This is a genomic window from Ruegeria sp. YKSE079, from assembly GCF_059612845.1.
The window spans coordinates 50471-69786 of record NZ_JBXWRJ010000018.1; the positions used below are offsets into that span (position 1 = coordinate 50471).

Sequence of the window (19316 nt, forward strand, 5' to 3'; positions counted from 1 at the left end):
CCATGCGGATCGTGTTCAAAACCAACTACATGCAGGATATCCGCCCGTGGAAAGACGGCTATCAGCTCGGTCTCTATCTGGTCCTGCTGGCCGTTGTCGCCCTCGCGCCGTGGTGGCTGGACGATTTCTATCTGGGCGAGTTGACCAACGTCCTGATCTGGGCCATTGCCGGGCTGGGCCTGATGATCCTGACCGGCCATACCGGGCAGGCCAGCCTCGGCCATGCCGCGTTTCTCGCCATCGGCTGCTATGCCAACGTCATCCTGATCGAGGCGGGCGTGCCGTTCCTCATCGCCTTCCCGCTGGCTGGGCTGATCACCGGCATCGCGGGCGCGATCATCGCCATCCCCGCCCTGCGTCTGCATGGCATCTACCTGGCGATCTTCACGCTGGCGCTGTCGATCCTGATGGACGACATCATCGTCCTCAGCGAGCCGATCACCGGCGGCGTCGCGGGCAAGTACATTGGCGGGGTCGAGATCTTTGGCGTCCTCGTCGATCGCTGGGGCACGCCCGTCCCGTTCTACTGGCTGACCCTCATCGTCACCGTTCTGGTGACGCTGGGCTATATCAACCTGCTGCGAGCGCCGTTGGGCCGCAGCTTCATCGCCGTGCGCGACTCCGAGGTGTCGGCACAGGCGATGGGCGTCGATATCTCGCGCACCAAGACCGTCTCGTTCGGCATCTCCTGCGCCGTAACCGGTTGGGCCGGAGCGTTGATGGGGCTCTATTCCGGCGCCTTCAATAACGAAACCTTCAGCGTGGTGATCTCGATCCAGCTTCTGATGATGATCGTCATTGGCGGCCTCGGCTCGATCCACGGGGCATTCTTCGGCGCCATCGTCATCGGCTTCCTGCCGCAGTTCCTGTCCATCGCCAAGGAATATGTCGGCGCCGTCATCGGCGGCAACACCGTTGCCATCCCGGGCCTGGAATTCGGCGTTTTCGGCATGATCCTGATCGCCTTCATCCTGTTCGAGCCGATGGGCATCTACGGCCGCTGGCTGAAGATCCGCACCTGGTTCGAACTTTTCCCCTTTTACCGCAAGGACATGTTCCGACGGCAGAAATCCTATCTGAAAACGGAGCGTCTGAGATGAGCCTGCTGGAACTGGAACACATCACGCTTAAATTCGGCGGCCTGACGGCGGTGAACGATCTGACCTTTTCCGTCCACGAGGGCGAGGTATTTGCAATCGTCGGCCCCAACGGCGCCGGAAAATCCACCGTTTTCAACCTGATATCGCGCTTTTATGATCCAGCTCAGGGATCTGTCCGGTTTGACGGCCACGACCTGCTGGCGGTCAATCCATCGGGCGTTGCGGCCTATGGCGTGGCCCGGACGTTTCAGAACATCGAACTGTTCGAACACGCCACCGTGCTGCAAAACCTTCTGGTCGGGCGGCACCGCCACCGCAAAAGCAACCTGCTGACCGAGCTGTTTTTCACTCCTTCGGCCAAACGGCAGGAGCTGGAAAACCGCGAAAAGGTCGAAGAGATCATCGATTTCCTCGACCTGCAGGCCTATCGCGACAAGATGATCGCCGGCCTGCCCTATGGCGTGCGCAAAGTGGTCGAGGTCGCCCGCGCGCTGGCGACGGAACCGCGCCTCTTGCTGCTCGATGAACCTGCCTCGGGGCTCTCGGTCGAGGAAACCACCGACATGCGCTGGTGGATCGACGATATCCGCCGCCAGATGGGCATTACCGTCTTGATGGTCGAACATGACATGGGGCTTGTCTCGGGCGTCTCCGACCGTGTGCTGGCCATGGCCGATGGCGCGAAACTTGCCCTTGGAACACCCTCGCAGGTGCAATCCCACCCCGCCGTGATCGAGGCATACCTTGGGAAAGCATCATGAGCGAACCCATCCTCAAGATCCGCAATGTCGAAAGCTTCTATGGCCCGATCATGGCCATTCGCGGCGTGTCGCTCGATGTGCATGCCGGGCGCATCGTCTCGATTCTTGGCGCCAACGGCGCGGGCAAGACCACGCTGATGAAGACCGTCTCGGGCGTGATGGATCCGGAAAAAGGCACGATCACCTTCGAAGGCGAAGAAATACAAGGGTCCGAGCCGCACAAGGTGGTGCAAAGGGGGATCGTCCACGTTCCCGAAGGGCGTGAGGTCTTTCCCCTGCTCACCGTCGACGAAAACCTGAGCCTCGGGGCCTATACCATTAAAAACAAAACACAAATCGAACGGGATAGGGATATGGTCTTTTCCTATTTCCCGATCCTCGGGGACCGCCGCGATCAAGAGGCCGGAACGCTGTCGGGCGGACAGCAACAGATGCTGGCCATCGGCCGGGGCCTGATGGCAAACCCCAAGATCATGCTGCTGGACGAACCCTCATTGGGCCTGTCCCCCATTCTGGTGCAGGAAATTTTCGCCATCCTCAAACGCCTGAATACGGAACAGAACATGACGATGATGCTGGTCGAGCAGAATGCCAGCGCCGCGCTTGAACTGGCTCATGACGGTTACGTCATGGAGGTCGGGCGGATCGTCATGGATGGGCCCGCCAGCGAGTTGATGAAATCCGAAGACATCCAGAACTTTTATCTGGGCGTTCAGGAAGAAGGCGCGCGCGAAAACCGCCGCTGGAAACGCAAAAAGACGTGGAGGTGAGCAAGATGGACGCCAGCCGCCTGCCCGCGCAAACCCTCATCAACAGTGTCAGCTTCAACGCCACGCCGGGCCAGCGCCCGGTTCTGGTCGACGGCACCACAACCATCGCCGGATTGTTCCAGAAACGTTGTGCCGAACTGGGCAAGCGGACCGCGCATCGCGAAAAGGATTTCGGCATATGGAAATCCTACTCCTGGGCGGATTACTGGCAACACGCCAAATGGATCGGCCTGGCCCTGCGCAAGCTCGGCCTGCAACGCGGCGACGTCGTCTCGATCCTGTCCGAAGACCGCAAGGAATGGGCCTGGTTCGACATGGGGATCCAATGCGTCGGCGGCATCGCATCGGGCGTCTACACCACCGATTCCGCCAGCCAGCTGTCCTATCTGGTCACCGACAGCGACAGCCGCTTTCTGATCGTCGAAGACGAAGAGCAACTGGACAAGTTCCTGCAGATCGAAGACGAGGTTCCGGGCCTTTCAAAGGTAATCATTCTCGAAGACGAGGGGCTGCACGATCTCGACCACCCCCGCTGCATGATGATTGACCAGTTGTATGAAATCGGTCGTCAGGCCGAACAGGATCAACCCGGTGTGTTCGAGGCCCAGATTGCCCTGGCGCAACCCGAAGACATCGCTTTGCTCATCTACACCTCCGGCACCACCGGACTGCCCAAAGGCGCAATGCTCAGCAACGAGAACATTTTGTCCGCCATCGAAGCGGGTGCGCACGGCCTGCCCTCGTTCGAGACCGACGAACAGCTATGTTTCCTGCCGCTCTGTCATATTCTGGAACGCGACGTTTCGATCTATTTCCCGCTCGCCTCCAAATCCACGGTGAATTTCGCGGAAAGCCCCGAGACGGTTTTTGCCAACCTGCAGGAGGTCTCCCCCAACACCTTCACAGCCGTCCCGCGCGTGTGGGAAAAGATCTACTCGCAGGTCCTGATCATGGCGCAGGAGGCCACACCCGTCGGCCGCGCCGCATTCGCCATGGCGTTGCAAGAGGGACAAAGGCGCGCGCGCTATCTCCTCCGGAACGAGCCTGTCCCCGCTTCCGTGGCCGCCCGGTTCTGGGTCTGGGACCGGCTGGTTTTACGCAACCTGCGCCGGATGCTGGGCATGGACAGGTTAAGGCGCGGCGGAACGGGCGCCGCCCCGATCTCGCCCGAGTTGCTGAAATGGTATTGGGCGATCGGGGTTCCTCTGGTCGAAGGGTACGGCATGACCGAGACCTCGGGCATCGCCACGATCAACACGCCGGGCAAGAATCGGATCGGTACAATTGGAAAAGCCGTACCCGGAATCGATGTACGAATTGCACAGGACGGCGAAATTCAGGTGTACGGTTTGAACACTTTTCAGGGTTACTGGCGAAACAATGAAAAAACCGCCGAAACCTTCACCGCCGACGGATGGCTTCGCACGGGCGATATCGGGCGTATGGACGACGACGGTTTTGTCACCATCACCGGCCGCCTGAAAGACATCATCATCACCGCCGGCGGCAAGAACATCACGCCGGCCGAGATCGAAAGCCGCCTGAAATTCAGCCACTATATTTCCGATGCAGTGATCATCGGCGACCGGCGCAAGTATCTGACGGCATTGATAATGATTGATCAGGAGAACGTCGAGAAATACGCTCAGGACCACAAGATACCGTTTTCGAACTTCGCCTCGCTTTGTGCCGCACCCGAGGTTCGCAGCCTGATCGGAGCCGAAATTGAGGCAGTAAATCAAGAGTTTGCGCGCGTCGAACAGATCAAGGATTTCCGCCTGATCGATGTCCTTCTCACCGCCGAGGACGAGGAACTGACCGCAACGATGAAACTGAAACGGAGCTTCGTTGAAAAGAAACACGCACATCTGATCGAAGATATGTATTGATAAAACATGGGATTACCCAAAAGGGAGGAGAGAAATGAGAAAGACAATTCTGAGGCTCGCCGCCGCCGCGGCCCTGACGGCAACGGCTACATTGACCAGCGCCGAAACCCAGGGCGTCACCGACGATGAAATCGTCATTGGTTCGGTCAACGACCTCTCCGGCATTTTCGCCGCCGTCGGCGTTCCGGCAGTAAAAGGCGCCAACGTGGTCTTTGACCGGGTGAATGCGGAAGGCGGCGTTCACGGCCGCAAGATCCGCTATGTCGTTGAAGACAATGGATATCAGATGCCTCGCGCGATGCAGGGCTACAACAAGCTGCTCAATCGCGACAAGGTGTTCGCCATGCTGCAAAGCCTTGGCACCCCCATGAACCTTGCCGGCTTCAAGCTGCTGGATCCCAAGGGCATTCCGAATGTCGCGCCGCTGTCTGCCGCGCGCCAGATGCTTCAGGACCCGATGCACAATAAATTTACTTCGTTTTCAAGCTATTACGACCAAAGCCGGGTGGGCGTCAAATACCTGACTGGCGAGTTCGGTGCAGAAAAAGTGTGCACCATGTATTTGCCGACGGACTTCGGAAAGGAAATCCTCGAAGGCTCCAAGGCGGGCGCGGAAGAGGCCGGCATCGCGTTTGCAGCCGAGACAACCCACAAACCCGACGAAACCGATTTCGTCGGCTCGCTCAGCAAACTGAACGAAGCCGGCTGCGACATCGTCACCATCGCCCTGGGCGTTCGCCAGGCCATCACGGTTGTTGGCACCGCAAAAAAGATGGGCCTGAACGACATGAAGTTCATGGGCACCTCTGCCAGCTTCCTGACCGTCGTGGCACAAGTCCCCGGTGGTGTCACCGACGGCTTTTATGCCGCTGCTTCCTGGCAGGATCTTTGGGCACGGGCGGACGAACCGGCCCCCAAGGCGTTTATCGAGGAATACAAGGCCGCCACCGGCGAAGACGCGGTTGGTTTTGCCATGCTCGGATATGCGGCGGCGGAAATGATGGTCAGGGCGCTTGAGGCCGCTGGCCCGGACCTGACACAGGAAAGTTTCATCGCCGCAATGGAAACCCTGAACTACCAGGATGATCTGGTGGGCAACCACATGACCTATGGGCCAGACGATCATCAGGGTGCTGACTCGGTCTACGTCAATGTGGTCGAGAATGGCGCGTGGAAGAAAATCCACGAAGAGTAATCGGCCTCGGGCGCTCTCCGTTCAGGAAAGCGCCCTTTTCGTTAATCCTGGTCAGTTTGATTTTCGATTGTAATTCAACAACATCTGTTCCGGCAAAATAGTGCCGGATCCAACAAATCGGTTGCCGCCGAAACCGGCAACGCGTCATAGTCCGGGCATGAGCGGCCCATCACTGACACAGGAATTTTCCGACGGTCGCCTCTTGATCCGGTTCAAGGGGCGGTTGTTGACGCAGTTTCTGGGCCAGGCGGAAACGCAGTTGGCTCAACTCCGTTCCGATGCTGATGTGGTTGAGTTTGACCTGTCAGGGGTCGAGGCCATCGACACCGGCGGTGCGTGGCTGATCGCGGACCTTCAAAAACGGCTGGAAAAGGCGAACACGCCGGTTTCGATCATTGGCGCGTCGCAGGCGCAGAACGCCCTGATCACGACCGTGGCGAAAAGTCTGTCCGATGAAGCAGCAGCGCAGGAACCACCACGCGGGTTTTTGCCATGGGTGGAACATATCGGCAAAGGCACGGTCGCAGCGTGGATGGACACGCTGTCGATCCTGAACTTTCTGGGACTGACCCTGCATCGGCTGGCCCGTTCAATGGTGATGCCATGGCGGTTGCGTGCCGCGCCGTTGGTAACGCAGATGGAAGAAACCGGCCTCAAGGCTGTTCCGATCATTGCCCTTATGGGGTTCCTGATCGGGGTGGTTCTGGCTTTTCAGGGCTCTACCCAGCTCAAGCAATTCGGGGCCGAGGTCTTTGTGGTCGAACTGATCTCGATATCGATCCTGCGCGAGCTGGGCATCCTTCTGACCGCAATCATCGTTGCCGGTCGATCCGGATCGGCCTTCACCGCCTCCATCGGCTCGATGAAGGTGCAGGAAGAGATTGACGCCATGCGAACCATCGGACTGGACCCGATCGAGGTTCTGGTCGTTCCCAGAACGCTCGCGTTGCTGATCGTCCTGCCGATCCTTGGCTTCATCGCGGACATATCCGGCCTGATCGGCGGCGCAATCATGAGCTGGATCGACCTTGGTGTCAGCCCGGGCATGTTCGTGACCCGACTGAAAGACAACACGGATGTCTGGCACCTTGCGGTCGGTCTTATCAAGGCCCCGTTCTTTGCCCTCGTGATCGGGGTCATCGCCTGCTGGCAGGCAATGCAGGTTCAGGGATCGGCCGAAAGCGTCGGGCGCCGAACCACGGCATCGGTGGTGCAATCCATCTTTATGGTCATCGCGCTGGATGCGCTGTTCTCGATCTTTTTCTCGGAAGTCGGGGTCTGACATGGCCGACGATTCAACCGGACAAAGCGAGATGCCAGACCGCGAAGCTGTCATTCGCGTGCGCGGCCTGACCACCCGGTTCGGCCCTCAGGTCGTGCATGACAATCTTGACCTCGACGTCTGGCGCGGCGAAGTGCTCGGCGTTGTCGGAGGTTCGGGCACCGGCAAGTCGGTCCTGTTGCGAACGATCGTCGGGCTGAACACGCCTGCGGCCGGGTCGATCGAGGTTCTGGGCGTTGACTTCCTCAACGGTCCCGAAGAAGACCGCCTGAGGATCGAACAAAGCTGGGGTGTGGCCTTTCAGGACGGTGCGCTTTTTTCGTCGCTGACCGTGTTGCAGAACGTGATGGCGCCGATGCGCGAACATCTCAAGCTCAGCGAACACCTGATGAAAGCGCTGGGGGAGTTGAAGATCAGCCTCGTCGGCCTGCCCCGGCTCAGCTGCGGGAAATTCCCGTCCGAGCTTTCAGGCGGCATGCGAAAGCGCGCGGCCTTGGCGCGCGCGCTGGCGCTGGACCCCGAGATCGTGTTTCTGGATGAACCGACCGCCGGGCTCGATCCGATTGGCGCGGCGGCCTATGACGATCTGATCGGCGAATTGCAGCGTGCGCTTGGGCTGACCGTTTTCATGGTGACGCATGACCTCGACAGTCTTTACGCGATCTGCAACCGGGTCGCGGTACTTGCGGAAAAACGCGTCCTGGTTGAGGGTCCTATTGATGACATGACATCTGTAGACCATCCTTGGGTACAGGAATATTTCACCGGTCCGCGCGCCAGAGCCGCGCAGAACAGGGAACGGGACAGTTAGGGGCAGCGGATGGAAACCAAGGCAAACTATATCCTGATAGGAGCCTTTACGCTGGCAGGCATTCTGGGCGTTTTCGGTTTTCTGTTGTGGCTCGCCAAGGTCGAGGTGAACCGCCAATACGCCTATTATGACATTCTGTTCGACGATGTCTCGGGCCTCGCGACCGCTTCAAGCGTTCGCTACAACGGCTTGCCCGTCGGTCAGGTCCTTTCGCTTCATCTTGACGACGACGATCCGTCAAAGGTGCGTGTACATATCGAAATCGACGCCGAAACACCGGTCAGGCAAGACACGATCGCTGAACTACAAGCCCTCGGCGTCACCGGCGTCAGCTATGTCGCGCTGTCCGGCGGCACGCCGGCTTCCGCACCATTGCCGTCCGGCGGCACCATAAAAAGCCGCCGAAGCGCACTGCAATCGATATTCGAAGGGGCGCCTGAACTGATGAGCAAGGCCATTTCCTTGCTCGAAGACCTGCAATCCATCGTGAACGAGGAAAACCGAACCGCGGTTTCGAAGCTGCTCGAAAACCTGTCCTCTGCATCGGGCCGGTTGGATCAGGCCCTGTCCGATTTCGAAACGCTGTCCAAGGATCTGGGCGGCGCATCCCGCGAAATCGCGGCCTTTACCGACAAGCTAGGCAAGCTGACGGAAACGGCGGAAACCACACTCAACACGGCAACCACCGCATTGAACGACACGCGCGACGCGGCCGTTTCCACTCTGGATACGGCAAAACAGACCTTTGCCACTGCCGACGGGCTGATGAAGAACGAAATAACCGAATTCATCGGCAAGGGCACCGAAGTCGCCGAGACCGTCAATCGCGTGGTGGCCGAGGTGGGTACAGATGTGACCAGGGTTGCCGAACGCCTGAACGCGTTGTCCGACGAAGGCAGCGTGGCACTTGCAGTCGCGACCGAAACATTTTCCAACGCCAATGAGACCCTGTCAGACATCAGCAGCGCCATGGAAAGCGCCGGGACAACGCTGTCCTCTGCCAACGAGACATTCGAGTCGGTGAACAAGGTTGTGAACGAAGACGTCGGCCAGATCGTGACGGACTTGCGCGGGGCAATCGACACATTCAAAACCACCGTCGACAATGTGGCCAACAATGTCGACCGCATCGCCGACAACGTGCTGGACGCGTCGCAATCCGCGTCGGATCTGATGGGGACGGTCGATGGCATCGTTCAACAGAACCGCAGGCAGGTTTCGGATTTCATGCGCGTGGGCCTGCCGCAACTGCAACGCTTTGTCGAAGAATCCCGCCGCCTTGTCGTCAATCTCGACCGTCTTGTGGACCGTATCGAACGCGACCCGGCACGCTTCCTTCTTGGCACTCAGGCATCGGAGTTCCGTCAATGAAACGATCTGACTTTCTTGCCCTCGTCATCGGGGGGGCTCTTCTGAGCGGCTGCACCGGTCTGGATACGCTTAAGAAAGCGGCAGAACCGAACGATCTTTACGTTCTGACCCCCAAAAGCACGTTTTCCGCGTCACTCCCGCGTCTCAGACAGCAGATCGTGATCGAAGAACCGACCGCTACGGCGGCGGTCAATACTGATCAAATCGCGGTCCAGCCCACGCCGCTTCAGGTTCAGTATCTGCCGCGCGCCCGCTGGGTCGACCGCGCGCCACTCATCGTGCAGGCATTGCTGATCGAAAGCTTCGAGAATTCCGGCAAGGTCGCTGCAGTCGGCCGTTCGACCGTGGGATTGCGGGCGGATTACGTGATCGTGCCGGAACTGCGCGAGTTTCAGGCTCATGCAATCGGCGGCGACGATCAGACGAAATCGCTACGCGTCGATGTCAGGCTGAACATCAAAATCATCGATACTTACGAAGATCACATCATCGGATCAAATTCGTTCGAAAAAGCAATCATTTCTGCTTCGGACAAAGCTCCCGATCTGGCGATGGCCTTTGATCAGGCTTTGGGTAACGCGATGAAAAACGCGGTCGAATGGAGCATTCGCAGGATCCATTCCCATGCCGCACAAAACCCCAGACCGGATTTGTTGTGATCACACGCCGTTGACTTGTGTCTGGATCGGGTAGCGGGGATGACCCGGCTCTTTCAATGTGCGAATTCGCGCAAAACCGCCCCGGCGTTCTCGTTGGTCCTTGCACCGTTGCGCATGGCCAAACGCCCGTTCACCATGACATGGGCAACACCTGACGCATAGCGCCTTGGATGACGCGCCGAACAGTTGCTGGCGATGCTGGCCGGATCGAAGACGCAGATATCTGCCCTGTGTCCCGGTGCCAGACGCCCACGGTCCTTCAGCCCCAACCGATCCGCCGGGACAGAGGTTATGCGCCGGATGGCATCGGGAAGTGACAGAACCTTTCGGTCTCGAACATAATACTGAAGAAATCGTGCGGCCCAGCCATACCCGCTCAGCGATCCGACGTGATCCCTGAGAATTCCGTCCCTGGCCACGGCGATAGTGTCGGAAATCACCGCGCATTCAGGCTGTTTCAGACACAGATCTATATCAGCGTCCCGAAATGACTTTGATGTCCAGAAGACGCCCATCAGATTGTCGCCCTCTTCCAGAAGGATATCGAGAACCGCATCATATGGATCAACGCCGCGCATCCGTCCGATCTCGGCAAAATCGGCACCGACCAGATCCTTGTTCACCGACGCGTTCAGCAGAACGATATCGCTCCATTTCCGGGCCTTCACGATCAGCCACATGGGCTGCGGATTGGCCTTGATCCTTGCGCGCTGTTCCGGATCCGAGAGGCGTTTCAGCACTTCGTCCAGTCCTCCCGCCTGCGCCCATTTGGGCAGGATTGCCGCCGTCAGCGTATGGTTCCAGTCATGGGGAATGACGTCAAAGGCTACGTCGACATCGTGGCGGCGGGCCAGATCGATCATTTCCAGCGTGTGCTCCATCGCATAGTCCGGCGCGCCGAATTTCGGCTGGATGTGCGAAATCTGCAGTTTCGCGCCCGATTGGCGGGCCGTCGCGATGGCTTCGGCAAAGCCCAGGTCATAGTGCGTATCGCGGTTTCTCACATGGGTTGCATAGAGCCTTCCGCGTTGAGCTGCCTTTTCACACATCGGCACCAGATGTTCGGGCGCGGCCAGAATTCCGGGCCAATACTCCAGACCGGTCGAAAATCCACCAGCTCCCTCCTCAAGCGCCTGTTCCACCATCCGGCTCATCCGGTCAATCTCGTCCGGCTCACCCGCCCGCAGCGCATCCCCCAGAACCGCGCGATGAATGCTGCCATGACCCACAAAGGCCATGACGTTTACGCCAAGCTCAGTGCTTTCCAGAGCATCCAGATAATCGCCAAAGCTGTGCCAGTGCGGATGATCGGCCTTGTCGGTGTACCACGGGGAAACGGCCGGGATCTCGCTGTGACTGCACACGGGCGCACAGCTGATCCCGCATTGCCCGACAACCTCGGTCGTGACGCCCTGGTGCACCTGGCTTTCGGCGCGCCCATCGGCAATCAGGGTGAAATCGGAATGCGTGTGCATGTCGACGAAACCGGGCGAAACGGCCAGCCCGCTGACGTCGATGATCTCTGCCGATCCGTTGTCTTCCAGTTGGCCAATTGCCGCGATCCGGTCGCGCGTAATACCAATATCGGCGGTGAAACTTTCCGCGCTCACTCCGTCGAAAACTTCACCGCCCTTGAGGATCAGATCGAACATCTCCTTATTCCCCTACTTTGCCGGCCCATAGACCCAGTCGGGCAGGAACAGGGTCAGATCCGGGATTAGGATCAGGATCACCATGCCGATGATATAGGCCAGAATGAACGGCAGCACGGCAACCGAAATCCGTTCGATTGAAACTCCGGAAATCCGCGCCGCGACCGTCAGGTTTGCCCCCAACGGAGGGGTCAGGAACCCGATCTCGCAGGTGATCACCGTGAACACTCCGAACAGGACCGGATCGATGCCCAACGACACGGCCAACGGCAGGAACACGGCGGTGAACAGAACGATCTGGGCCAGCGATTCCATGAAGGTGCCGATAAAGATGTAGAACACCCCGATCAGCAGCATCACCAGGATCGGGTTTTCGGTGATCGACGTGATCCCCTGTTGCACAGCGGTGGGCACGTCGTAGAACGCGGTCAATTGCCCAAAGGCCAGCGTAGGCGTCAGCAGGATCAGGATGCCGGTCAGCAAAGCCGTGAAACGCAGCGCCTCGACGATCTTTCTTGCGGTCAGTTCGCGATAGATGAAAAGCCCCACGAACAACGCGTAAAACACCGCAACGCCTGCGGCCTCGGTCGGCGTGAACGCACCACCATAAATGCCGCCGAGGATCAGCACCGGCGCTCCGATCGACCATTTTCCCTCCCAGGCGGCGTGAAGGAACGGCCGCCATGAAAAAGGATGCCCCGTCCCGCCATAGTTCCGACGGCGGGCGATGATATAGGTGGTGACCATCAGCAGGATCGTCACCAGCACGCCCGGAATGAGCCCCGCCAGAAACAGGCGCGGGATCGATGTCTCGGACACAAGACCGTATATGATCATCAGGTTCGACGGCGGGATCAGGCTGCCAAGCGCTCCGGCGCTGGCGGTTATCGCGGCGGCAAATGGGACGTCATAACCGTCCCGCCGCATCGCCGGCACCGTGACAGAGCCGATGGCCGCAGTCGTTGCCGGCCCCGACCCGGACAATGCGGCAAAAAGCATGCAGGCAAAAACCGTCACAAGCCCCATCGACCCGCGATAGGCGCCAACCAGTTTGGTCGCAATTGCAATCATCCGGTTGGCCATGCCGCCAACCTCCATCAACCGACCCGCCAGAACGAACAGCGGGATGGTCAGCAATGGAAAAGGCGTCAGGCTGGAATACCCCGTCTGCGCCATCAACGTGTAAGGGATTTCTATGAGATAGAGCGCCAACGCAGTGGTTATGCCAACAGCCACGAAAAGTGGTGTGCCGATGATCGTAAGCCCGACGAAGGCAATCGCAAGAATGAGAAGCGGATTCACAGCTGATGCTCCTGCTCGTCGGTGGTTTCATCCCATTCCTCGTGCAGCATTCCCGGGATACCTTCGCCGCCATCCCTGTACCATGTCACATAGGTCTGGATCAGGCGCACGAGCATCAGCGCGTAACCGATCACAAGCACGGATTGCGGATAGAACTGGTCGATGCCCAGACTGGGACTGCGCGAAGTGAATTTCCACAATACGGCCAGATAATCCCAACTGACCCGGATCATGAAAATCGAAAACGCGGCCCATGCCAGATCGGCGGCAAAGATCACGATACGGCCCGTCCGCTCGGGCAGGGCTTTGACGCCAACGAGGATTCGGATGTGAAAGCGTTCCCGCACGCACAGCGAGGCCCCCATGTAGACAGCCCAAACCATGCTGATCGAGGCAATCTCTTCGGACCAGTGCAATGCGGTCTCAAACACATAGCGCGCGATCACTTGCGCAAAGACGCTAAAAGAAATCACCACGAGAGCGGTGCAGCACACCACTTCTTCGAAGTGCCGTTCCAGCCATTTCAGCGCTGACATATCGGGCACCTGTTCCTTGGGCTTGGTCAGATCAGGCAGGGCGCACGCAGCGCCCCGCCAAAGCGGCGGATCTTCAGTTGGCCGCCGCCTGAATGGCGTTGACGAGTTCCACGAAGTCTTGCCCACGCTCTTCTGCAAATGCCTGCTGCACCCCCTGAGCGGCGGTAATGAAGTCGGCCTTGTCAGGCGTGGTCATCGCCATGCCGCCCTCGGCAACCAGCCATTCGCGGATTTCCTCGGTTTCCGAAGCGACCTGACGGCGCAGTTCCGCCCCGGCCTCGTTCGCGGCTTGCTGAACCATGGCACGCTGTTCGTCACTCAACCGTTTCATGAAAGCGTCCGATGCAAAAAGCGGCGCCATCGCCACGAAATGTTCGAGGATGACAAGATGGGGCTCGAACTCATAGAACTTCATGTCGCGAATGAACGAGGTTCCGTTGTCGCCACCGTCCACGGTTCCGGTCTGCAAGGCGGTTGGTGTTTCCGACCAGGCAAGCGGCACCGGCTCTGCCCCAAAGGCTTCGAAGGTCGCAATCATCACCTCGTTCTTGGGAACCCGGATCTTCAACCCTTCCATGTCCGCCATCGTATTGATTGCACGCTGCGAGTTGTAAAAATCCCGATAGAGCGCCGGACCGAAGCTCAGCAAATGAACGCTGGTCTCGGCCTGCAGCCTGTCCTTCATGATCTGACCGACTTCACCATCGACCACCCGTTCCAGATGGTCCTTGTTCTGGAATATGTATGGCAGAACCGTCACATCCATCAGTGGCCAGTGCGGCGACACGTTGTTCGCAGTGATGAAAAATCCATCAACTGTTCCCAACTGCATCGCCTTGAACGCCTCGTCCTCTGTCGAAATCTGGTTGCAGCAACGCAACTTGACTTCGATCGCTCCGTCCGAGATCGCCTCAAGCCGTTCCTTGAACAGCGTACCGAAACGGCCATAGATGGAGGCTTCGGGCGCGCCGAAACCCAGGTTCATTGTCACATCGGCGGCCGCTGCCGGTAACGCCGAAAGGCTCAGCCCGGCGGCAAGCGACACTGAGGTAGCCAGTTTAATCAAAGAACGTCTGCGCATATCTCTCCTCCCTGACAGCACAATTCGCCCATCGGCCCGGTCCCCGTCTTGTTTGCGAGCGGCTGCTTTGCCGGACGTCGATCGACGTTGTTCCAAAGGCTAGCCGAAGCCCATACCTCCAGAAAACAGGGTTTTGTGAAGCGTAATGTCACATAAAATGCAGTTAAGGCCGAAGCAGAAGATGTTCGAACGCACCTTTCTGAGCCAGAGATTTGCCCGTGTCGATGATGGCACGCACTACGGCAGAATTCTCAAGCTGCGATGCATAGCCGATGCCGTAAACCGGTTCATCCACCTCGCCCGAGATGGGAATCGGAGTATATCCCCCCTGCCCGTCGCGGTCATTGGGTCCGCAGATGTTCAGGATCGCATAGCCGAACTTGGCGCCCACCAGACCGCGCAAGACAGCGCCCGACTTGGTGCTGTGGACAATATCCGGAACCAACCCCTGTTTTTGAAACATGCTAAGGAAATAATCCCGCGTTCCATGCACATCGAGCATGATCAGAGGTTGTTCGGAAAGCTCATCAAGTGTGACCGACTTGTGCTCGGACAATGGCGAATGATGCGGAACAAGCGCCCAGGGTCTGGCCCGGAACAAGGGGACAAAGCGGTTGTCGGGATGCGTGTAACGGCGATAGGTCAATACCGCATCCACTGCACCAGAACGCAGCAATTCGTTCACGACCAGCATGTCGCCTTCCATCACATCGATACGGATGTCGGGGTAACTGTCGGCGATGCAGCGCAGCAGCGGTGGCAGAACGTAGGGGGCCGTCGGTTCGTAACAGGCCAGCCGCAGCGTCCCCGTCGGATCACCGACAAGCGACAACAAGTCGGATTCGAAAACTCTGGATTGCTCAAGGAAAGTGGCGATCTGTTTGCCCGCCATCTGTCCCAATTCGGTCGAAATCAGCCCTTTTGCCGGTATCCTGCGAAACAGTTCCGCGCCAAGGCTTTGTTCGATATGATCGATCGCCGCCGTGATCGACGATTGCGAGATGTTCATCTCGACGGCGGCGCGCGCAATCGAACCTGTCCGCATCGCAGCATCGAAATAACGCAATTGTTTGAGCGTGAATTTCATCTCAATCCACCATTCAATATATCTTATTGAGAGGTTAAATCCATTTTGCCGTGGAATAAAGTTGCGATACTCCGGCTGTTACCCGGGAGGACAGCATGCAACCCACGACCGTTTTCCGTTGCCGCAAGATCATCACCATGGACCCGAACCGCCCCGAAGCGACCCATGTGGCCGTGCGTGACGGCAAGATCCTTGCCGTAGGCGATCAGAACTGCGCCTGGCCCGGCGATGAAACGATCCTCGACGACAGTCTGGCCGACGCGGTTTTGATGCCCGGTTTCGTCGAAGGTCACGCACACATGATGGCGGGCGCGATGTGGCGCTATGCCTATGTCGGATTTCACGACCGCATGGACCCGAACGGCGTCCTGCATCGGGGGCTTGAAGACATCCCGGGCGTGATAGAACGGCTGCGCCTGTATGATGCGGACCTTCCCGAAGGCCATGCGTTGATTGCCTGGGGGTTCGATCCGATTTTCCTTTCCGGGGAAAGGCTGTCGCGGCATCACCTTGATCAGGTTTCAACAACACGGCCCATAGTTGTTCTGTTTTCGAACTTCCACCTGCTGTGTGCCAATTCGGCGGCTCTGACCGTGGCCGGATATGGCAGCCACTCCAATGTCGAAGGTTTGGTGAAGGGTGCCGACGGCGAACCAACCGGTGAACTGCAGGAAATGGCAGCGATGTTTCCGGTCATGCGCCGGACCGGGATCGACTTTCGGGCACTGACCCAGACCCCAGAGATCATCCGCACCTATGCCCAGGTCTGTCTGAGGGCCGGGGTGACGACGACCACCGACCTGTTCGCGGAAATGGATGACGCGGATGTCGATGTTCTGCTCGGCGTTACGTCCAAGCTGGACTTTCCCGTCCGTCTCGTCCCGGCCTTGGGCGCCACTGGCGGCGATCCCGCCGCGATTGCGCGCCGCGCCTTGGCGCTGAAGGCGCGATCGTCCGACAAGCTCCGTCTGGGGGCGGTCAAGCTGATGACCGACGGGTCGATTCAGGGCTGGACCGCGCGGGTGAAATGGCCCGGTTATGTGGGTGGACAACCCAACGGAATCTGGAACACGCCACCGGACCAGATATTCGCCCTGTGCGAGGCGATGCAGGAACACGGGGTGCAGATGCATATCCATGTCAACGGTGACGAGGCCTCTGACGTATCCCTCGCGGCTCTCGAGTCAGCGGCCCGCAAACACCCCTGGCCGAATGCAAGACATGTCCTGCAGCATTGCCAGATGATGGGAGCCGACCAGTTCCGGCGCTGCGCACGGCTGGGTGTCTGCACCAACATATTTTCCAATCATATCTGGTATTTCGGCGATCAGCATGCGGCCCTGACCATCGGCGAAGACCGGGCATGCCGAATGGATGCGGCGCGCACAGCGCTGGACCAGGGTGTTCGGATCGCGATCCATTCGGACGCGCCTGTCACGCCGATGGCGCCCCTGTTCACGGCCTGGTGTGCCGTCAATCGCCAGACCCTGTCAGGCCAAATTCTGGGAGAAAGCCAAAGGATCACAATACCGGAAGCCCTGCACGCGATCACACTTGGCGCGGCTTTCACATTGGGATTGGACGGCGAAATCGGAAGTATCGAAACCGGCAAACAAGCCGACTTCACCATACTCGGCGACGATCCCACGACCGTTTCCGCCGACCGGCTCAAGGATATCGCCGTGCTTGGGACCGTTCTGGGCGGCAGGGTTCACCTGCTGTGATGCGATTGCCCCTGACGGTCATCGGCGGCTATCTTGGTGCGGGAAAAACCACCCTGATCAACCGCTTGCTTGGCGAAGATCACGGATTGCGCCTTTTGGTTCTTGTCAATGATTTCGGCGCGATCAACATCGACGCGAATTTGCTGGCGTCCGCCGATGCAGACACAATTGCGCTGACCAACGGCTGCGTATGCTGCACAATGGGGGCGGACCTGTTCATGACGATCGGGGACATTCTGGACCGCCCCGACCGTCCCGATCACCTGATCATCGAAGCCAGCGGTATCGCCGACCCGGCCGCCATCGCCAACGTCGCCAATGCCGAACCCGACCTGAGCTATGCCGGGATCGTCACGGTTGTGGATGCAAGGCAAATCCAAGACCTTCTCAATGATGATTCCATTGGGCCTCAGATTGCCCGGCAAATCGCCGTGGCCGACCTTTTGGTGCTCAGCAAGACTGAAAAAACCACCGAAAACCCGCGCGACCATCTGAGGCCAATAAATACACATGCCCCAATAATCCAAGGTGACGCCCCCATCTCGCGATTGTTGTGGGAAATCACCCCGCGCCCGTTTTCGAGTAAAACACCGCCCCATCCGGCCTATACCGCGTGGTATTGCGAAAAGGCATTTGCCGAAGACCGGCGGTCACTGCAGGAAAAGCTCGATCGCCGGCCAGCCGGCATCTATCGCCTCAAAGGTTTTGTCGAAACCCGCGAAGGGCCTTATCAGGTGCAGATTGTCGGACGGGTCTGCGAGATGCGGGCCATCGTGGATGACACCAGCACCGGCCTGGTCGCACTGGGCCTTGCCGACCGTGTGACCGAAGCTGACATTGAACAATGGTGGCGCGGTGCTACCGATCAGACAGCTGGTGTTCGGCGCTGAACGTAAAAAACACCGCACCACGCAGTCACATTCCATATCCGGCAAGCAAAAAACACTGACGTGACGGCAAGTTGCGCTGAAACCTTGCCAGATCGTGCCATAGAGGCTCTACTGTCAGGGCCATCAATTCCGGCAAATAACAAGAAATTTAAGTCAGGGAGTGTGTAAAATGAAAAACCTCGTACTTGGAGCCGCGGCCGTTCTGGGCATGTCCGCCGGTGCAGCTTCGGCGCAGGAGTTCATCTCGATCGGAACCGGAGGTGTGACAGGCGTCTACTATCCAACAGGCGGCGCAATCTGCCGTCTGGTGAACAAGTCGCGCAAAGAGCACGGCATCCGCTGCGCCGTCGAATCCACCGGTGGCTCGGTCTATAACATCAACACCATCAAGGCCGGCGAGCTTGAGTTCGGCGTCGCCCAGTCCGACTGGCAATACCACGCCTTTAACGGCACCTCGAAATTCGAAGGCGATGCCGCGTTTCCGGGCATTCGCGCCGTCTTTTCGGTTCATCCCGAACCCTTCACCCTTCTGGTGCGCGCCGACAGCGGCATCGACAGTTTCGAAGGCCTGAAAGGCAAGCGCGTCAATGTCGGCAACCCCGGTTCCGGTCAGCGCGCCACGATGGAAGTCGTGATGAATGCATTTGGCATGGGAATGGATGATTTTGCTTTGGCCACGGAATACAAAGGATCGGAAATGGCCAAGGAAATCTGCGACGGCAATATCGACGCGATGATCTATACCATCGGGCACCCGGCGGCGGCCATCAAGGAAGCCACCACAACCTGCGACGTGAAACTGGTCAGCGTCACGGGCGAGCCGATCGACAAGCTGGTGGGCGACAATCCCTATTATCGTGTCGCGACGATCCCCGGTGGCATGTACGCCGGAAACGATCAGGAAACGACTACTTTTGGTGTTGGCGCAACATTCGTGACCTCGGCCGATGTGTCGGATGACGTGGTGTATGTCGTGGCAAAATCGGTGATGGAGAATATTGACGATTTCCGTCAGCTGCACCCGGCCTTTGAAAATCTTGACCCCGCGGAAATGGTCAGTGACGGTCTCAGCGCACCCCTGCACCCGGGGGCGGAACGCGCCTATAAAGAACTCGGTCTGATGCAATAAGCGTCAACTTCCAGCACATCGGATGCGCCCGGCAGCGGGCGCATACCCATTGGCGAAACGCCGTGGACAGGGGGACG

General features: G+C 58.7%; 17 protein-coding genes. 12 read left to right on the forward strand and 5 right to left on the reverse strand.

The genetic code is table 11. From position 1 onward, the window contains the following. Window positions 1-2: 2 nt before the first annotated feature. The 9 genes from AC2FMY_RS16295 (at window position 3) to AC2FMY_RS16335 (ending at window position 9838) form a co-directional block, all read left to right on the forward strand. Window positions 3-1100 (forward strand): branched-chain amino acid ABC transporter permease, encoded by a 1098-nt coding sequence (locus AC2FMY_RS16295; RefSeq protein WP_496807723.1) that lies wholly within the window; start codon window positions 3-5, stop codon window positions 1098-1100. Beyond that, window positions 1097-1861 carry an ABC transporter ATP-binding protein gene (locus AC2FMY_RS16300; RefSeq protein WP_496807724.1) on the forward strand — a complete coding sequence of 255 codons (765 nt, stop codon included), beginning with the start codon at window positions 1097-1099 and terminating at the stop codon, window positions 1859-1861. The genes AC2FMY_RS16295 and AC2FMY_RS16300 overlap by 4 nt, the downstream gene beginning before the upstream one ends. Then, complete coding sequence (locus tag AC2FMY_RS16305) at window positions 1858-2631, forward strand: ABC transporter ATP-binding protein (RefSeq protein ID WP_480749999.1); 774 nt, start codon at window positions 1858-1860, stop codon at window positions 2629-2631. Before AC2FMY_RS16300 ends, AC2FMY_RS16305 begins: the two co-directional genes overlap by 4 nt. 5 nt (window positions 2632-2636) lie before the next feature. Further along, window positions 2637-4520 carry an AMP-dependent synthetase/ligase gene (locus AC2FMY_RS16310; protein ID WP_496807737.1) on the forward strand — a complete coding sequence of 628 codons (1884 nt, stop codon included), beginning with the start codon at window positions 2637-2639 and terminating at the stop codon, window positions 4518-4520. Window positions 4521-4554: 34 nt separating this feature from the next. After that, complete coding sequence (locus tag AC2FMY_RS16315) at window positions 4555-5715, forward strand: ABC transporter substrate-binding protein (RefSeq protein ID WP_496807725.1); 1161 nt, start codon at window positions 4555-4557, stop codon at window positions 5713-5715. A gap of 157 nt (window positions 5716-5872) precedes the next feature. Further along, complete coding sequence (locus tag AC2FMY_RS16320; RefSeq protein ID WP_496807726.1) at window positions 5873-6997, forward strand: MlaE family lipid ABC transporter permease subunit; 1125 nt, start codon at window positions 5873-5875, stop codon at window positions 6995-6997. Window position 6998: 1 nt separating this feature from the next. Then, the gene (locus AC2FMY_RS16325; RefSeq protein ID WP_496746081.1) at window positions 6999-7808 is read left to right on the forward strand and encodes an ABC transporter ATP-binding protein; all 810 of its coding nucleotides are present in this window, start codon (window positions 6999-7001) and stop codon (window positions 7806-7808) included. Window positions 7809-7817: 9 nt separating this feature from the next. Beyond that, on the forward strand, window positions 7818-9179 hold the full coding sequence (locus AC2FMY_RS16330; protein ID WP_480749995.1) for an MlaD family protein: 1362 nt from the start codon (window positions 7818-7820) through the stop codon (window positions 9177-9179). Next, a complete protein-coding gene (locus AC2FMY_RS16335; protein WP_480749994.1) occupies window positions 9176-9838 on the forward strand; it encodes an ABC-type transport auxiliary lipoprotein family protein in 663 nt (220 codons plus the stop codon). The genes AC2FMY_RS16330 and AC2FMY_RS16335 overlap by 4 nt, the downstream gene beginning before the upstream one ends. A gap of 53 nt (window positions 9839-9891) precedes the next feature. Here the strand turns inward: AC2FMY_RS16335 and AC2FMY_RS16340 are convergent, their stop codons facing one another. The 5 genes from AC2FMY_RS16340 to AC2FMY_RS16360 all read right to left on the reverse strand — a co-directional run bounded on the left by AC2FMY_RS16340 (window position 9892) and on the right by AC2FMY_RS16360 (window position 15496). Continuing rightward, complete coding sequence (locus AC2FMY_RS16340) at window positions 9892-11490, reverse strand: N-acyl-D-amino-acid deacylase family protein (protein WP_496746078.1); 1599 nt, start codon at window positions 11488-11490, stop codon at window positions 9892-9894. A gap of 12 nt (window positions 11491-11502) precedes the next feature. Beyond that, window positions 11503-12792 carry a TRAP transporter large permease gene (locus AC2FMY_RS16345; protein ID WP_480749992.1) on the reverse strand — a complete coding sequence of 430 codons (1290 nt, stop codon included), beginning with the start codon at window positions 12790-12792 and terminating at the stop codon, window positions 11503-11505. Then, window positions 12789-13328 carry a TRAP transporter small permease gene (locus AC2FMY_RS16350; RefSeq protein WP_496807738.1) on the reverse strand — a complete coding sequence of 180 codons (540 nt, stop codon included), beginning with the start codon at window positions 13326-13328 and terminating at the stop codon, window positions 12789-12791. Before AC2FMY_RS16350 ends, AC2FMY_RS16345 begins: the two co-directional genes overlap by 4 nt. A 73-nt stretch (window positions 13329-13401) precedes the next feature. Beyond that, window positions 13402-14409, reverse strand: coding sequence for a TRAP transporter substrate-binding protein (locus AC2FMY_RS16355; RefSeq protein ID WP_496807727.1), 1008 nt, complete (start codon window positions 14407-14409; stop codon window positions 13402-13404). Between the two features lie 163 nt (window positions 14410-14572). Then, window positions 14573-15496 (reverse strand): LysR family transcriptional regulator, encoded by a 924-nt coding sequence (locus AC2FMY_RS16360; RefSeq protein ID WP_480749989.1) that lies wholly within the window; start codon window positions 15494-15496, stop codon window positions 14573-14575. 95 nt (window positions 15497-15591) lie between these two features. Here AC2FMY_RS16360 and AC2FMY_RS16365 point away from each other — a divergent pair, with 95 nt between their 5' ends. The 3 genes from AC2FMY_RS16365 to AC2FMY_RS16375 all read left to right on the forward strand — a co-directional run bounded on the left by AC2FMY_RS16365 (window position 15592) and on the right by AC2FMY_RS16375 (window position 19239). Further along, complete coding sequence (locus AC2FMY_RS16365) at window positions 15592-17220, forward strand: amidohydrolase (protein ID WP_496807728.1); 1629 nt, start codon at window positions 15592-15594, stop codon at window positions 17218-17220. Continuing rightward, on the forward strand, window positions 17220-18110 hold the full coding sequence (locus tag AC2FMY_RS16370; RefSeq protein ID WP_480749987.1) for a CobW family GTP-binding protein: 891 nt from the start codon (window positions 17220-17222) through the stop codon (window positions 18108-18110). The genes AC2FMY_RS16365 and AC2FMY_RS16370 overlap by 1 nt, the downstream gene beginning before the upstream one ends. A gap of 169 nt (window positions 18111-18279) precedes the next feature. After that, the gene (locus tag AC2FMY_RS16375) at window positions 18280-19239 is read left to right on the forward strand and encodes a TAXI family TRAP transporter solute-binding subunit (protein ID WP_480749986.1); all 960 of its coding nucleotides are present in this window, start codon (window positions 18280-18282) and stop codon (window positions 19237-19239) included. Window positions 19240-19316 lie beyond the last annotated feature (77 nt).

What these genes read in the sequence shown, in the direction of transcription:
- AC2FMY_RS16325 (WP_496746081.1), top strand. Translation starts at nt 6,999, where the DNA reads ATGGCCGACGATTCAACCGGACAAAGCGAGATGCCAGACCGCGAAGCT.
- AC2FMY_RS16365 (WP_496807728.1), top strand. Translation starts at nt 15,592, where the DNA reads ATGCAACCCACGACCGTTTTCCGTTGCCGCAAGATCATCACCATGGAC.
- AC2FMY_RS16370 (WP_480749987.1), top strand. Translation starts at nt 17,220, where the DNA reads ATGCGATTGCCCCTGACGGTCATCGGCGGCTATCTTGGTGCGGGAAAA.
- AC2FMY_RS16300 (WP_496807724.1), top strand. Translation starts at nt 1,097, where the DNA reads ATGAGCCTGCTGGAACTGGAACACATCACGCTTAAATTCGGCGGCCTG.
- AC2FMY_RS16350 (WP_496807738.1), bottom strand. Translation starts at nt 13,328, where the DNA reads ATGTCAGCGCTGAAATGGCTGGAACGGCACTTCGAAGAAGTGGTGTGC.
- AC2FMY_RS16335 (WP_480749994.1), top strand. Translation starts at nt 9,176, where the DNA reads ATGAAACGATCTGACTTTCTTGCCCTCGTCATCGGGGGGGCTCTTCTG.
- AC2FMY_RS16310 (WP_496807737.1), top strand. Translation starts at nt 2,637, where the DNA reads ATGGACGCCAGCCGCCTGCCCGCGCAAACCCTCATCAACAGTGTCAGC.
- AC2FMY_RS16305 (WP_480749999.1), top strand. Translation starts at nt 1,858, where the DNA reads ATGAGCGAACCCATCCTCAAGATCCGCAATGTCGAAAGCTTCTATGGC.
- AC2FMY_RS16330 (WP_480749995.1), top strand. Translation starts at nt 7,818, where the DNA reads ATGGAAACCAAGGCAAACTATATCCTGATAGGAGCCTTTACGCTGGCA.
- AC2FMY_RS16315 (WP_496807725.1), top strand. Translation starts at nt 4,555, where the DNA reads ATGAGAAAGACAATTCTGAGGCTCGCCGCCGCCGCGGCCCTGACGGCA.
- AC2FMY_RS16360 (WP_480749989.1), bottom strand. Translation starts at nt 15,496, where the DNA reads ATGAAATTCACGCTCAAACAATTGCGTTATTTCGATGCTGCGATGCGG.
- AC2FMY_RS16355 (WP_496807727.1), bottom strand. Translation starts at nt 14,409, where the DNA reads ATGCGCAGACGTTCTTTGATTAAACTGGCTACCTCAGTGTCGCTTGCC.
- AC2FMY_RS16320 (WP_496807726.1), top strand. Translation starts at nt 5,873, where the DNA reads ATGAGCGGCCCATCACTGACACAGGAATTTTCCGACGGTCGCCTCTTG.
- AC2FMY_RS16295 (WP_496807723.1), top strand. Translation starts at nt 3, where the DNA reads ATGCGGATCGTGTTCAAAACCAACTACATGCAGGATATCCGCCCGTGG.
- AC2FMY_RS16340 (WP_496746078.1), bottom strand. Translation starts at nt 11,490, where the DNA reads ATGTTCGATCTGATCCTCAAGGGCGGTGAAGTTTTCGACGGAGTGAGC.
- AC2FMY_RS16375 (WP_480749986.1), top strand. Translation starts at nt 18,280, where the DNA reads ATGAAAAACCTCGTACTTGGAGCCGCGGCCGTTCTGGGCATGTCCGCC.